The 14,522-nt window shown below is 71.8% G+C and carries 12 protein-coding genes; 5 read left to right on the top strand and 7 right to left on the bottom strand.

The genetic code is table 11. The features are described 5' to 3' along the window. Positions 1 to 4 precede the first annotated feature (4 nt). On the bottom strand, positions 5 to 1,165 hold the full coding sequence (locus GC092_RS05820) for a Na+/H+ antiporter NhaA (protein WP_282979611.1): 1,161 nt from the start codon (positions 1,163 to 1,165) through the stop codon (positions 5 to 7). Between the two features lie 87 nt (positions 1,166 to 1,252). Beyond that, positions 1,253 to 4,870 carry a transcription-repair coupling factor gene (mfd, locus tag GC092_RS05815; RefSeq protein WP_324014399.1) on the bottom strand — a complete coding sequence of 1,206 codons (3,618 nt, stop codon included), beginning with the start codon at positions 4,868 to 4,870 and terminating at the stop codon, positions 1,253 to 1,255. Positions 4,871 to 4,942: 72 nt separating this feature from the next. On the opposite strand from mfd, the gene GC092_RS05810 reads away from it, so the two are divergent. Beyond that, positions 4,943 to 5,506: a hypothetical protein gene (locus GC092_RS05810; RefSeq protein WP_324014398.1), complete on the top strand. Its 564-nt coding sequence runs from the start codon at positions 4,943 to 4,945 to the stop codon at positions 5,504 to 5,506. A gap of 16 nt (positions 5,507 to 5,522) precedes the next feature. Here GC092_RS05810 and pth read toward each other — a convergent pair whose 3' ends face one another. The 3 genes from pth to GC092_RS05795 all read right to left on the bottom strand — a co-directional run bounded on the left by pth (position 5,523) and on the right by GC092_RS05795 (position 7,969). Beyond that, positions 5,523 to 6,107, bottom strand: coding sequence for an aminoacyl-tRNA hydrolase (gene pth / locus GC092_RS05805; RefSeq protein ID WP_271173802.1), 585 nt, complete (start codon positions 6,105 to 6,107; stop codon positions 5,523 to 5,525). A gap of 70 nt (positions 6,108 to 6,177) precedes the next feature. Then, positions 6,178 to 6,771 carry a 50S ribosomal protein L25/general stress protein Ctc gene (locus GC092_RS05800; RefSeq protein WP_324014397.1) on the bottom strand — a complete coding sequence of 198 codons (594 nt, stop codon included), beginning with the start codon at positions 6,769 to 6,771 and terminating at the stop codon, positions 6,178 to 6,180. Positions 6,772 to 6,985: 214 nt separating this feature from the next. Then, a complete protein-coding gene (locus GC092_RS05795; RefSeq protein WP_324014396.1) occupies positions 6,986 to 7,969 on the bottom strand; it encodes an alpha/beta hydrolase in 984 nt (327 codons plus the stop codon). Positions 7,970 to 8,092: 123 nt separating this feature from the next. Here GC092_RS05795 and GC092_RS05790 point away from each other — a divergent pair, with 123 nt between their 5' ends. Continuing rightward, complete coding sequence (locus GC092_RS05790) at positions 8,093 to 8,215, top strand: hypothetical protein (protein WP_282979618.1); 123 nt, start codon at positions 8,093 to 8,095, stop codon at positions 8,213 to 8,215. 99 nt (positions 8,216 to 8,314) lie between these two features. Beyond that, a complete protein-coding gene (gene gndA / locus GC092_RS05785) occupies positions 8,315 to 9,778 on the top strand; it encodes an NADP-dependent phosphogluconate dehydrogenase (RefSeq protein ID WP_271173806.1) in 1,464 nt (487 codons plus the stop codon). A gap of 162 nt (positions 9,779 to 9,940) precedes the next feature. Here gndA and GC092_RS05780 read toward each other — a convergent pair whose 3' ends face one another. Further along, positions 9,941 to 11,437: a sensor histidine kinase gene (locus tag GC092_RS05780; protein ID WP_309299973.1), complete on the bottom strand. Its 1,497-nt coding sequence runs from the start codon at positions 11,435 to 11,437 to the stop codon at positions 9,941 to 9,943. Next, complete coding sequence (locus GC092_RS05775) at positions 11,434 to 12,174, bottom strand: response regulator transcription factor (protein ID WP_271173807.1); 741 nt, start codon at positions 12,172 to 12,174, stop codon at positions 11,434 to 11,436. Before GC092_RS05775 ends, GC092_RS05780 begins: the two co-directional genes overlap by 4 nt. 170 nt (positions 12,175 to 12,344) lie before the next feature. On the opposite strand from GC092_RS05775, the gene GC092_RS05770 reads away from it, so the two are divergent. Further along, positions 12,345 to 13,805 (top strand): ABC transporter permease, encoded by a 1,461-nt coding sequence (locus GC092_RS05770; RefSeq protein WP_324014395.1) that lies wholly within the window; start codon positions 12,345 to 12,347, stop codon positions 13,803 to 13,805. A 26-nt stretch (positions 13,806 to 13,831) separates the two neighbouring features. Further along, a complete protein-coding gene (locus GC092_RS05765; RefSeq protein WP_324014394.1) occupies positions 13,832 to 14,515 on the top strand; it encodes an ABC transporter ATP-binding protein in 684 nt (227 codons plus the stop codon). The last annotated feature ends 7 nt before the right edge of the window (positions 14,516 to 14,522 follow it).

Raw genomic sequence — 14,522 nt, 5'->3', positions numbered from 1 at the left:
CGCATCACGCCGACGTCGACGCGGCGAGACGCCGATGGTGCCGCGCGCGCAGCGACACGAGCACGGCAGACAGCGCGAGCGCGATCATCGACCCGCCGAGCACCCCGAGGATGGCCTCGTCGCGGAGGAGGGCGTCGTCGGCGAACGCGAGGTTCGACAGCAGCAGCGACACCGTGAACCCGATGCCGCCGAGGGTGCCCGCCGCGATGAGATCGGGCAGGCGGATCTCGGGCTCGGTCCCCTTCGGGCGGACGGCCATGGCGACCCCGCCGAAGATCGTGATGCCGATGATCTTGCCGACCGGGAGCGCGATGAGGATGGCCCACAGAGCCGGCGAGAGCTCACTCGGGGAGACCTGCGGGATGACCACGAGCGCCGAGAAGAACGCGAAGACCGGCAGGATGAGGCCGTTGATCCACGGCTCGAGGACGTGACGCGCGTGCATGCCCTCGCCCTGGCGGATGGCGAGACCGAGCAGCACGCCCGCGATGGTCGCGTGGATGCCGCCCTCGAACACGAAGGCCCACGCGACGAGCGCGATGACCACCATGAGCGGCACGACGATGAACTTGTTGCGGTCGGACACGAAGCGGCTCAGCGCGCCGAAGGCGACGATCAGCACCGCGCCGATCGCGAGGCTTCCGAAGTCGATGTCGGTCGCGAAGAGCACCGCGATGAAGACGATGCCGACGATGTCGTCGATGATCGCGAGCGCGAGGAGGAACACGCGCACCTTCGACGGCAGGCCCTTGCCGAACATCGCGAGGACGCCGAGCGCGAACGCGATGTCGGTCGCGGTCGGGATGGGCCATCCGTCGCGCGTGGCCGGATCCCAGGCGATGACGAGATAGATGACGATCGGCACGATCACACCGCCGGCCGCAGCGATGGCGGGCTTGAGCGCCTTGCCGACGGTGTTCAGCTGGCCGTTCGTGAGCTCGTACTGCAGCTCGATCGCGACCCCGAAGAAGAACACCGCGAGCAGCAGGTCGGCGACCCAGTGCGAGATCGAGAGGTCGAGCGGCGTTCCCGGCACCGCGAGATGGAGGTGGCTGAAATCGAGCACCGCGGGGCCGACCGGGCTGTTCGCGACGACGAGGCCGACGATCGCGGCGCCGAGGAGGAGGAAGGCGGGGAAGCGCTCGGAGCGCAGGAGCTTGAGCATGGGATCCTTTCAGGACCGACCGGGGACCGGGCGCGATCAGCGCCCGCCGCCGACCAGACTTCCCGGCACACCGCCTCCCACCCTACGTCACTCGGCCGGAGCGTCCTTCTTCGGCGCAGGGAAGAGCGAGTCGAGCAGCTGCCCGACCCAGGCGATGAGCTCGGCGTCGCCGAGCGGCTCGCCGCCCGCCTGCGGAAGGGGGACGACCATGGCCTCTCCCCCGCTCAGGATCTTCGCGCCCGGGTGCAGGCGCTGCAGCCGGACCTTCATCGAATCGGGCAGGTTCGCCGGCGCGATGCGCAGATTGCGCCCCATCGCGACGACATCGGCGAGACCGGCCTGAGCCGCGCGGCGGCGCAGGCGCGCGACGGCGATGAGGCCGTCGACCTCGGGCGGCGGCGCGCCGTAGCGGTCGACGAGCTCCTCCACGACGAGGTCGATGGCGTCGTCCTTCGCCGTCGCCGACGCGGCCGCCGACAGCTTCTGGTACGCCTCGAGCCGCAGCCGCTCGCTGTCGATGTAGCTCTCCGGCAGGCGCGCCTCGACGGGCAGCTCGAGTCGCAGCTCGGTCGGCCCCTCGGTCTCCTCTCCCCGGAACGTCGCGACGGCCTCGCCGATCATGCGCAGGTAGAGGTCGAAGCCGACGCCCGCGATGTGGCCGGCCTGCTCGGCGCCGAGGAGGTTGCCGGCGCCGCGCAGCTCGAGATCCTTCATGGCGACCTGGATGCCGCTGCCGAGATCGTTGTGCACCGCGATCGTCTCGAGGCGGTCGGCCGCGGTCTCGGAGAGCGGCTTGCCCTCGTCGTACACGAAGTACGCGTAGGCGCGCTCGCGGCCGCGGCCGACGCGACCCCGCAGCTGGTGCAGCTGCGCGAGCCCGTACTTGTCGGCGCGGTCGATGATGATCGTGTTCGCGTTCGCGATGTCGATGCCGGTCTCGATGATGGTCGTGCAGACGAGCACGTCGAACTTGCGCTCCCAGAAGTCATCGACGACCTGCTCGAGCTGGTTCTCGCTCATCTTGCCGTGCGCGACCGCGATGCGGGCGTCGGGAACGAGCTCGGCGAGATGCGAGGCGACCTTCTGGATCGTCGTGACCCGGTTGTGCACGAAGAACACCTGCCCCTCGCGCAGCAGCTCGCGTCGGATGGCCGCGGCGATCTGCTTGTCGTTGTGCGGGCCGACGTACGACAGGATCGGGTGGCGATCCTCGGGCGGCGTCGCGAGCGTGGACATCTCCCGGATGCCGGTGACCGCCATCTCGAGCGTGCGCGGGATCGGGGTCGCGCTCATCGCGAGGATGTCGACGTTCGTCTTGAGCTTCTTGAGGGCGTCCTTGTGCTCGACGCCGAAGCGCTGCTCCTCGTCGACGATGAGCAGACCCAGGTCCTTGAAGCGCACCTGCTCGGTGAGGATGCGGTGCGTGCCGATCACCATGTCGATGGACCCGTCCGACAGGCCCTGGATGGTCTCGCGCGCCTCCTTGTCGGTCTGGAAGCGCGACAGCGCGCGCACCTTCACGGGGAAGCCCGCGAACCGGTCCTGGAAGGTCTCGAGGTGCTGCTTCACGAGCAGCGTGGTCGGGACGAGCATCGCGACCTGCTTGCCGTCCTGGATCGCCTTGAACGCGGCGCGCACGGCGACCTCGGTCTTGCCGAACCCGACGTCGCCCGAGAGCAGGCGGTCCATCGGGATCGGGCGCTCCATGTCGCGCTTGACCTCCTCGATCGTCTGCAGCTGATCGGGGGTCTCCGCGAAGGGGAAGGCCTCCTCGAGCTCGCGCTGCCACGGGGTGTCCGGCCCGAAGGCGTGGCCCTTCGCCGCCATCCGCGCCGAGTACAGCTTGACGAGCTCGACGGCGATGTCGCGGACCGCCTTGCGCGCGCGGCTCTTCGCCTGCGCCCAGTCGCTCCCGCCCATCTTCGACAGCGTCGGGGCCTCGCCGCCGACGTACTTCGAGAGCAGGTCGAGCTGGTCCGTCGGCACGTACAGCTTGTCGCCCGGATACCCGCGCTTCGACGGCGCGTACTCGAGCACGAGGTAGTCGCGCGTCGTCTTCGTCGCGTTGCGGCCGCCGCTGGAGACCTCGCGCTGGGTCATCTCGACGAATCGGCCGATGCCGTGCGTCGCGTGCACGACGATCTCGCCCGGCTTCAGCTGAAGGGGGTCGACGACGTTCTTCCGCCGCGACGCGAGCTTCTTGACCGCGCGCGTGTCGCCGCCGATCGCCCTGCCGTAGAACTCGTTCTCGGTGAAGAGGGCGAGCTTCACGCCCTCGACCGTGAAGCCGCGCTCGATCGCGGCCTGCACGAGGGTCGCGACCCCCGGCTCCGGCGCCTCGACGAGGCTGTCGACGATGCGCGCCGCGAGCCCGCGCTCCGACAGCACGTCGCGTGCCCGTTCCACGAGGCCGATGCCCGACGCCGCGACGACCACCGACCAGCCGTCGTGCAGGAGCTGCCCGATGTGCGCGGTGGCGCCCTCGACGTTGCCCTGGAAGGTCGGCGTCGCGGAGGCGCGCACGCGGATCGCGTCTCGCGCGTCGGGCACGGCGTCGAGGTCGTCGTGCTCGGCGAGCTCGGCCGCGATCTCGGCCGCTCCCGAGTCGAAGGGGCTCAGGGTCCACCACACGCCGCCGACCGCTCGCACGTCGTCGCGCAGCTGGGCGAGGGTGAGGAAGTCGCCCGCGTCGAGGTTGATGGGCGCGCTCGCTCCGCTCGTCGCGGCGCTCCACGCCGCCTCGAGGAACTCGCGGTTCGTCTCGCCGAGGGTGATGGACCGCGACACCGCGCGCTCGGGATCGACGAGCGCGACCGCCGCGCCACGGGGAAGGTACGTCGGAAGCGACACGAGCGGCCCCGCGAGGACCGGCATGAGCGACTCCATGCCCTCGACCGGGATGCCCTCGCCCATCCGCTCGAGCATCTGGGCGATGCCGGGGTACTCGTGCTGCAGCTCGCGCGCGCGCTGGCGGATGTCGGGCGTCAGCAGGAGCTCGCGGCTCGGCACGAGCGAGACGGCCTCGACATCGCCGGGGAGCGAACGCTGGTCGGCGACGGAGAAGGCGCGGATCTGGTCGACCTCGTCGCCGAAGAACTCGATGCGATACGGGTGATCGGCGACCGGCGGGAAGACGTCGAGGATGCCGCCGCGGACGGCGAACTCGCCGCGTCGCGACACCATGTCGACCCGGTGGTACGCGAGCTCGACGAGGCGCTCGACGACGCTCTCGAGCTCATGGCCGCGCCCTCCCGCGCGCAGCTCGATCGGGTGCACGTCGCCGAGTCCGCTCGCGATCGGCTGGATGGCGGCGCGGATCGACGCCGTCACGATGAGCGGCGAGGTCGGCCCGGCATGCGCGGCGGCGATGCGGCGGAGGGTCTCGAGCCGTCGGCCCACGGTCTCGGGGCTCGGGCTCAGCCGCTCGTGCGGCAGCGTCTCCCATGCGGGGAAGTCGAGCACCTCGGCCTCGGGCATCACCGACGACAGCGCGGCGCCGAGCGCCTCCGCCCGCCGCCCGGTGGGCGCGACGACGAGCAGGACGGGGGCGTGCCCGCTCGCACGGCGGCGCTCGAGGAGGCCGGCGAGCATCGGGGCGTCCAGTCCGTCGACGAGCGAGAGATCCGCATCGACGGCCGACGCGGCGAGCGCGTCGCGGAAGGACCCGTCCTGTTCCAGAGCACTGACGATTCCCTGAACAGTCACCGCAGAAGTCTAGTCGCGCCCTCCGACACGGGCACGACGGACATCCGCGCCCCGCCTTCCTAGGATGGGCGCATGAGCGCCGACCCGCAGCCGCCGTACCCGCCCGCTCCCGGCGACCACTCGCCGATCTCCCCCGGCGGCGTCACGCCCGGCCAGCAGCCCTCGGGCGCCTATCTCTATCCGCCGACCGCGCCGTACCAGCAGCCGGGGGATCCGCGCTTCGCCGCCATGGTCGAGGCGCCCGCGCCCGCGCCATCCGCCGCCCTCGGCCGCGTCGCGCTCCTCCTCGCGCTCGTGGCCCTCGTCGGCGGAACGCTCGTGATCGGCGTCTGCTGCTTCCTCGTCGGGGTGCAGGCCGGGCGCACGGACTTCGCGGCGGCGACCGAGTTCGACTGGTCGCTGCTCACGCCGGTGCGCGACGCCGTCCTCACCGGCGAGATCACCGCGTGGGTCGCCACGGCGCTCGGCGTGTGGGCGCTGATCCAGGGCATCGTCGCGATCGCACGACGACGCGGCAGGGGCGCGGGGATCGCCGCCGTCGTCATCGCCGCGGTCGCGCCCGTGATCGTCGCCACGTCCGCCGCGATCGGCTTCTCGATCGGGCTCGCCGCCGGCCTGGACCAGGCCGGATTCTGACCTCGCGCCCCGCCGATCAGGCCCGCGGGGCGTGGAAGCGCTGCTGCGCGGCCACGAGGCCGTCCTCCGCGAGCCGCTCGACGGCGTCGGCCGCGTCGGACACGAGGATCGGGAGCGTCTTGCGCTCGGTCGCGCCGAACGGGTCGAGCACCCAGTCCGCGGGGTCCTGACGGCCGGGTGGACGCCCGATGCCGACCCGCACGCGGGCGAAGTCCGGGGTGCCGAGCGCCTTCGCGACATCGCGGACGCCGTTGTGCCCGCCGTGCCCGCCACCGGACTTGAGCTTGATGGTGTCGAACGGGATGTCCAGCTCGTCGTGCACGACCACGACGCGATCGGCCGCGAGCCCGTAGAACCGGGCGAGGCCCGCCGCGGGGCCGCCCGAGACGTTCATGAAGGTGTTCGGCTTGGCGAGCACGAGCTTCGCCGCGCCCGGTCGCAGCCACGTCTCCGCCACACGCGCGTTGGCCTTGTGCTGCCGGAACGTCGCGCTGCGGCGCGCGGCGAGCTCGTCGACGACCATCTGGCCGACGTTGTGCCGCGTCTGCTCATACCGCGGGCCGGGATTGCCGAGCCCGATGACCAGCCATGTCTCGGCCATCCTCATTCCCTCCTGGAGACGACGCGAGGGGGTGCGACCAGGTCGCACCCCCTCGCGTGGAAGATCCGCGTCACTCCGCGGCGGGTGCCTCTTCGCCCTCGGCGGCAGCATCGTCCTCGACCGTCGCGCGCGGCGTGAGGATCGAGAGGATCTGGAGCTCCGGCTCGTCCGCGAGGACAGCGCCCTGCGGGAGCGCGATGTCGCCGGCCGTGATGACCGTGCCGTCCTCGAGGCCCTCGACCGAGACCTCGACGTGCTCGGGGATGTGCGTCGCCTCGACCTCGAGCTTGAGGGTCGCCGTCTCGAGGTTCACGATCGTGCCGGAGAACGACTCGCCGACGGTGGTGACGGGCACCTCGACGGCGACCTTCTCGCCCTTCTTCACGACGAGGAGGTCGATGTGCTCGATGACCTGGCGCACCGGGTCGCGCTGCACGTCCTTGACGAGCGCGAGCTCGGCGCGGCCCTCGACGTCGAGCTCGAGCAGCGCGTTCGCGTGACGGACGATGAGCGCCGTCTCGTGACCGGGCAGCGCGACGTGCACGGGCTCGGTGCCGTGGCCGTAGATGACGGCGGGGATCTTGCCGGCGGCGCGGAGGCGGCGGGCGAAGCCCTTGCCGAACTCGGTGCGGACCTCTGCCGCGAGCTTGTTCTGGTCAGCCATGTGTCTGCTCCTCGTGGGACACGCGGCCGAGCGGAGCCGCATGAAGTTCTGTCGGAAGTCCTCGGCTCGAACGCTGCGCGTGAGGAGGGCATGGGCCCGCATCACCGCGTCGATCACGGATGCCCGTCTCGCGCACGCGCGGAGGCACCCCTCGCCGAGGTCGTCGTCCATGCTACCCGACGCCGGCGGTCGGGAGAACCGCGGATTCCCAGCCTCAGCCCGCGACGAACCCGCTCACCCAGCGGTCCATGCGCGCGTACGCCTCCTCGCGCGCGTCGCGCCGCGAGAGGAACACGTCGTGGAGCGCCCCCTCGATGCGCTCCACGGTGACGCTGCGGCCGAGCCGGAGCGACGCGCGCGCGATGTCGTCGACGACGAGGACCGAGTCGACGCGCGTGAGCTCGTCGGACCACCGCGTGGGCGGAGCGCTGCGCGCGGAGAGCAGGACGCAGACCGGCGCGGCGATCCCGAGGCCGGCCGCGACCCGCGCGTGCCCGGCCAGCACAGCGCTCAGCCATCCGGCATGGACCGTCATCGTCTGCTCGGGGCGCCACAGCGGGTTCACCTCGACCGGGTCGTCGGGATCGGCCGCCTCGCGCTGGGCGCGGGAGTAGTAGCCCAGGTCGACCTGCGGCGCCGCGTCCATGGGGCGCCAGCGCGCCTGCATCTGCACGACGGGGGCGATCGCGGTGCGCACGCCGCTCAGCTGGAACTCGAGCCACGGGCTGTTGAGGATGAGCGCGCTCGCGACGTCGGGATGGCGCGCGGCCCAGAGGCTGAGCGTGAGGCCTCCGGTGGAATGGCCGAGCAGGACGAGGCGCCGCCCCACCGCGGGCTGCATCGCCGCGAGCGCCGCCGCGATGTCCTCGTCGTAGACGTCGAGGTCGGTCGTGTACCCGGGCGTCTGACCGGGCCGGAGGCTCCTGCCGTACTTCCGGAGATCGAGCGCGAAGAAGCGCGCGCCGCGATCGGCCCAGAAGCGCGCGAGCCGGCGCTGGAAGAAGTAGTCCGACCATCCGTGCACGTAGAGGACGTCGACGTCCTCGAGCGGACGCGCGCGCTCGAGGAACCGGCGCCGCCGCGGGAGGTGCCGGACGAGGGTGGCCACGACGTCGCCTTCGCCGTCGGCAGCGAGCGGCAGCTCGAGCTGCTCGAACCCCTCCCCCAGGATGTCCGGGGCCCACGCGCGCGCCGCCATGGGCCGAGCCTATCGAGGAGGGCCCGACGACGCCCGCGACTACGATGGAGGCGGCGCATCGCGCCGTCCTCGACCGTCCGCGCGCGCCCTGGAAAGGGCCGCGCATCTGCAGAAGGAGTCCCCATGATCGACGGCGCAGCCATCTCGCACGTGATCGCCTGGGTCATCGGCGGCATGTCCGTGACCTTCGTCGTGCTCGTCTCGGGCGCCATGTTCGCTCTCGGCCGGAGCTCGTACCGCAAGTGACGCCCTCCGCGCACTCACAACGTCACGGAGAGGCGCGTGAGGCGCGGGAGCACTACCCTGCATTACGTACGATCATTTCCCGTCCTCAAGGAGACGCGCGTGACTGACGCTTCATCGACCCCTGCCCTTGCGAACATCGGGGTCGTGGGCCTCGCCGTGATGGGCTCGAACCTGGCCCGCAACCTCGCGAGCCGCGAGGGCAACACGGTGGCCGTGTACAACCGCAGCCGCTCGAAGACCGACGAGCTCGTCGCCGAGCACCCCGAAGCCGGCTTCATCCCGGCGTTCTCCTACGAGGAGTTCGCGGCCTCGCTGTCGAAGCCGCGCACGGCGATCATCATGGTCAAGGCCGGTCGTCCCACCGACGCCGTGATCGACTCCCTCGTCGAGGTGTTCGAGCCCGGCGACATCATCGTCGACGGCGGCAACGCGTACTTCCCTGACACGATCCGCCGCGAGAAGGCCGTCCGCGAGACCGGCATCAACTTCGTCGGCGCGGGCATCTCGGGCGGCGAGGAGGGCGCGCTCACGGGCCCCTCGATCATGCCCGGCGGCTCGGACGAGTCGTGGGTCACGCTCGGCCCCATCCTCAAGTCGATCGCGGCGGTCGCCGAGGGCGAGCCCTGCGTCACTCACGTCGGACACGACGGCGCCGGCCACTTCGTGAAGATGGTGCACAACGGCATCGAGTACGCCGACATGCAGCTCATCGCCGAGGCGTACGACCTCATCCGCCGCGGCACGGGCAAGACGCCGGCCGAGATCGCCGACGTCTTCGCCGAGTGGAACAAGGGCGAGCTCGAGTCGTACCTCATCGAGATCACCGCCGAGGTGCTCCGCCAGGTCGACGCCGAGACGGGCAAGCCCCTCGTCGACGTGATCCTCGACCAGGCGGGTGCGAAGGGCACCGGCGCCTGGACCGTGCAGACCGCTCTCGCGCTCGGCGTGCCCGTGTCGGGCATCGCCGAGGCGACGTTCGCCCGCTCGCTGTCGTCGCACCCCGAGCAGCGCGCCGTGGCGGCGTCGCTCCCCGGCCCCGACGAGGAGTTCCGCGTCGACGACGTCGACGGCTTCATCGAGGACGTCCGCCAGGCCCTGTTCGCGTCGAAGATCATCGCCTACTCGCAGGGCTTCGACGAGATCCGCGCGGGCGCAGCGGAGTACAACTGGACGATCGACCTCGGCGCCGTGTCGAAGATCTGGCGCGCCGGCTGCATCATCCGCGCCCAGTTCCTCAACCGCATCGCCGACGCGTACGCCGAGCAGCCCGACCTCCCGGTGCTCGCGACCGCCCCGTACTTCGCCGAGGCGCTGACGCGCGGCCAGGCGGCGTGGCGCCGGGTCGTCGTCGCCGCGACGCAGGCTGGCATCCCCTCGCCGGCGTTCTCGTCGTCGCTCGCGTACTACGACGGCATCCGCGCCGAGCGCCTGCCCGCCGCCCTCGTGCAGGGGCAGCGCGACTTCTTCGGCGCGCACACCTACAAGCGCATCGACAAGGAGGGCACGTTCCACACGCAGTGGAGCGGCGACCGCACCGAGATCGAGGCCGAGGACACCCACTAAGACTCAGCGATGCTTCGGCTCGGTCGCTGCGCTCCCTCGCTCAGCACGGGTCTCCGCGAGCCGCCTCCGGTCGTTGAGCGAGCGCAGCGAGCCGAAACGCCTCAGCGAGCGCAGCGAGCCGACCCCCGCCCGGGGGTCGGCTCGCTCCGTCTCCGGCGTCGGTCAGGCCGGCGGGGCCTCGGCGGGCTTCGCGGGCAGGCGCACCTCGAACGTCGTGTCTCCGGGCGCGCTGCGCACGGAGATCTCGCCGTGGTGCGCCTCGACGATCGCCTTGGCGATCGAGAGCCCGAGGCCCGTCCCGCCGGTCTTGCGCGCCCGCGACCGATCGCCGCGCGCGAACCGCGTGAACAGCTCGCCCTGGAGCTCCTCGTCGATGCCCGGCCCGTCGTCGTGCACGGTGAGCACGGCGCGCGTCCCGCTCCCCTCGCCCTCGAGGCGCACCGCGAGCTCGACATGCGTCCCCTCCGGCGTGTGCGTGCGGGCGTTCGCGAGGAGGTTCACCACGACCTGGGTGAGACGACCCCGGTCGCCCGCGATGACGACGGGCTCCTCGGGCACCTCGACCGACCAGTCGTGATCAGGCCCCGCCGCCTGCTGATCGGCGAGCGCCTCGACCGCGAGCTGGGTCAGGTCGACGGCGCCGAGCACGATCTCGTGCCCCTCGTCGAGACGCGCGAGGAGGAGCAGGTCCTCGACGAGCGAGGTCATCCGGATCGACTGCGCCTGGATGCGCTCGAGCGCCTGCTCCGACGTCTCGCTGAGCGACGGATCGCGCAGCGACAGCTCGGAGTAGCCCCGGATCGACGCGAGCGGCGTGCGCAGCTCGTGGCTCGCGTCGGCGACGAATCGGCGCATGAGCTCCTCGTTCCGCTGCCGTGCGTGCAGCGACGACTCGACATGGTCGAGCAGCGTGTTGAGGGCGGCGCCGACCTGCCCGATCTCCGTGCGCGGGTCGGCCTGCTCGGCCGGAACGCGCTCGTCGATCGACACGGATCCCTGATCGAGCGGCTGCTGGGCCACGCGGGTCGCGGTCTCGGCGACTGCGCGGAGGGGACGCAGCCCCGCGCGGATGACGAGGGTCGTCGCGATGCCGAGCAGGATCATCCCGCCGATCGTCGCGAAGAGGATGGTCGTCCAGAGCCGGCCGATCGTGCCCTGGACCTCGGCGGTGGGGAGGCCGATGACGAGCGACTGGCCGGTCTGCCGGATCACGGCCGTGCGGACGCGGTACGTGCCGAGATCGGACACCGCGACCGTCTCCGTGTGCGCCTCGCCGGTCATCGCCGTGACGACGTCGTCCACCTGCTCGGCGGTGAGCGCCGTGACACTCCCCTCGCCCACGACCGCGCCCGTGATGCCGCCGTCGGTCTCGGCGACGAGGAGGAGTCCGCGCTCGACCGGCGGGCCGACGAGAGCCTCCGCGGCGGTCTTCCCCGACGCGAGCGCCTCGGCGACCTGGTGGTCGAGCTCCTGCGTGGCCGAGGCCACGCGCTCGCTCAGCTGCTGGTCGAGGACGCTGCTCATGATCGCGCTCGTGAGGGTCGTGATGATCACGAGGATGACCGACACGATCGACACGATCGTGATCATGAGGCGCGCTTCGAACGTCAGCTGCCGGCGCGGCGGCGCGGCCAGCTCGTCGCGCGGCGCATCGGTCACTGCGGTGCCTTGATCATGTAGCCGGCCCCGCGCACCGTGTGGATGAGCGCCTCGCGTCCGGCGTCGATCTTCTTGCGGAGGTACGAGATGTAGAGCTCGACGACGCTCGACTTGCCGCCGAAGTCGTAGTGCCAGACCCGATCGAGGATCTGCGCCTTCGAGAGCACGCGCCGCTGGTTGCGCATGAGATAGCGCAGCAGCTCGAACTCGGTGGCCGTGAGCTCGATCGGCGTCCCCGCGCGCTCGACCTCGTGGCTGTCCTCGTTGAGGGTGAGGTCCGCGACGCGCAGGATGGGCTCGACCTCGGCCGCGAGAGCCGTGCCGGAGCGGCGCATGAGGGCGCGCAGACGCGCGACGACCTCCTCGAGGCTGAACGGCTTCGTCACGTAGTCGTCGCCGCCGGCCGTCAGCCCCGCGACCCGGTCGCTCACGGCGTCCTTCGCCGTGAGGAAGAGCACGGGCACGTCGTTGCCGTTCTGGCGCAGCCGCTGGAGGACGCCCATCCCGTCGAGATCGGGCATCATGACGTCGAGGATGAGCGCGTCGGGATCGAACTCGCGCACCGCCTGGAGCGCCTCGAAGCCGCTGCCCGCTGCGCGCACCTCCCAGCCCTCCATGCGCAGCGCCATCGACAGCAGGTCGGTGAGCATCTGCTCGTCGTCGACGACGAGGACGCGCACGGGGCTGCCGTCGGGACGGGTGAGGGCGGGCGACGGAGTGCGAGCGGGCGTTGTCATGCGACCCATTGTGCTCCGCTTCCTATGGGTCTGCTATGGCACGCGCTATGCGCGGGCTGTGAGTGCGCGCGGCGCCGCATAGCCCGTTCATACGCCGCTCATGCCCCCTCCATCGCCGCGCTCCCTACGGTCGCAGCTGGCCGCTCGCGGGGAGCGGCGAAGGGAGATCCATGTTCGGAACGTACCTGCGACGAGAGCTCGCGGGCCGGAAGCGGCAGACGATGATCGTCGCCTCCGGACTCGCGGTGGCGATCGCGCTCGTGATCATCGTGAATGCGCTGTCTGCCGGCGTCCGCGACGCCCAGAACGCGGCCCTCGAGTCGGTCTACGGCGTCGGCACCGACCTCACGGTCAGCGGGGCGGCGGCCGAGCCCGGCGAGGGCCGCGGCCAGCGCTTCGAGTTCGGCGAGGACGACGGCGAGACCGCCGAGGACGGGACCACGCAGGTGAGCCAGTCGCGCCTCGCCGTCGAGATGGGCCGGAGCACACTCGCGTCGTCCGCGGTCGAGACGGCGGCCGGCACCGAGGGCGTCTCCGCCGTGTCGGGCGCGCTCGCGCTCACCAACATCACGTTCGACGGCGAGCTCCCGAGCGCGCCGGAGGACGCCGGGGACGCCACGCAGGCCGCGCCCGCGGAGGGAGAGGCGCCTCCGGGCGGCGGAGGCGGGGGCTTCGGCGGCGGCGCCTTCGACCTCGACTCGATCAGCGTCCTGGGTGTCGACGACGCCGCGACGACGGTGGGCCCGCTCTCGTCGGTCGAGGTGTCCGACGGGCGGGCGCTGGAGGCATCCGATGCGGGTGCCGCCGTCGCCGTCGTCGACGCGACCTACGCCTCGACGAACGAGCTCGCGGTCGGAGACGCCGTCGAGCTGGGCGGCGAGGAGTTCGAGATCGTCGGGATCGCGGCGTCCGCGACCGACTCCGCCGACACCGCGGCCGACGTCTTCATCCCGATCGACATCGCGCAGGAGCTCTCGGGCGCGGGCGACGTCGTCTCGACCGTCTACGTGCAGGCCGTGTCGGCGGGCGACATCGCCGCCGTGCAGGCCGCCCTCGAGGAGGAGCTGCCCGAGGCGACCGTGAGCTCGCAGTCCGACCTCGCGTCGACGGTCTCGGGGTCGCTGTCGAGCGCCTCGAGCCTCATCTCGAGCCTCGGCACGTGGCTCTCCGTCATCGTGCTCGCGGTCGCCGTGCTGCTCGCGGTGCTGTTCACGCTCTCGGGCGTCTCGCGCCGCACGCGCGAGTTCGGCACGCTCAAGGCGATCGGATGGACGAACGCGCGCGTCGTGCGCCAGGTCGCCGGCGAATCGGTCGTGCAGGGGCTCATCGGCGGCGCGGCCGGCGTGGCGCTCGGCGTGATCGGCGCCGTGATCATCGACCTCGTGCGGCCGACGATCTCGACGTCGTCCGCTGCGACGGCCGCCGGCCCCGGTGCGGGAGGCGGCATGGGCGGTCCGTTCGGCGCGATGGCCGAGACCGCGAGCGACATCGCGCTGACGGCACCGCTCGACGCCGTCGTCATCATCGCCGCCGTGGCCCTCGCGGTCGCCGGCGGCCTCGTGGCCGGGGCGATCGGCGGATGGCGCGCCGCGCGCCTGAGCCCCGCCGAAGCGCTGCGCTCGGTCGGCTGAGCGCGGACGGAACAGAGGAGAACATCATGACCACGCTGTATGCGCTCGAGGGCGTCCAGAAGACCTACCGGGCGAAGGGGCGCGAGATCCGCGCGCTCGCCCACGTCGATCTCTCGATCGAGCAGGGCGACTTCGTCACGATCCAGGGGCCGACCGGCGGCGGCAAGTCCACGCTGCTCCAGCTGCTGGGAGCGCTCGACACGCCGACGAAGGGCTCGATCTCGATCGCCGGATCCGAGCTCGGCCGGGCGTCAGCCGGGGAGCTCAGTGCGCTCCGCGCGGGCGAGATCGGCTTCGTCTTCCAGGGGTTCAACCTCATCCCCACCCTGACGGCGCGGGAGAACGTCGCCATGGGTCTCGAGCCGCTGCGCCTGTCGAGGGACGAGCGCGACGCGCGCGTCGCCGAGGCCCTCGCGCAGGTCGGGCTGGCCGAGCGCGCCGACCATCGTCCCGCTGAGCTGTCGGGCGGCCAGCAGCAGCGCGTCGCGATCGCTCGTGCGATCGCGAAGCGGCCCCGGGTGCTGCTCGCCGACGAGCCGACCGGGAACCTCGACGAGCGCACGCGCGACGAGATCATGGACCTGCTCGAGCGCCTGAACGCCGATGGCCTGACCCTCGTCCTCGTCACGCACGACTCGGCCGTCGCGCGTCGCGCCCGCCGTCGGCTCCGCCTCGACCACGGCGCCGTGCATGACATCACCCGGCGCTGAGCCGGGC

The organism is Microbacterium sp. JZ37, assembly GCF_035188445.1.
Classification (GTDB): Bacteria; Actinomycetota; Actinomycetes; order Actinomycetales; family Microbacteriaceae; genus Microbacterium; species Microbacterium barkeri.
Note: the sequence above shows the minus strand (reverse complement) of the source record. Positions and strands in the feature narration are given on the sequence as shown.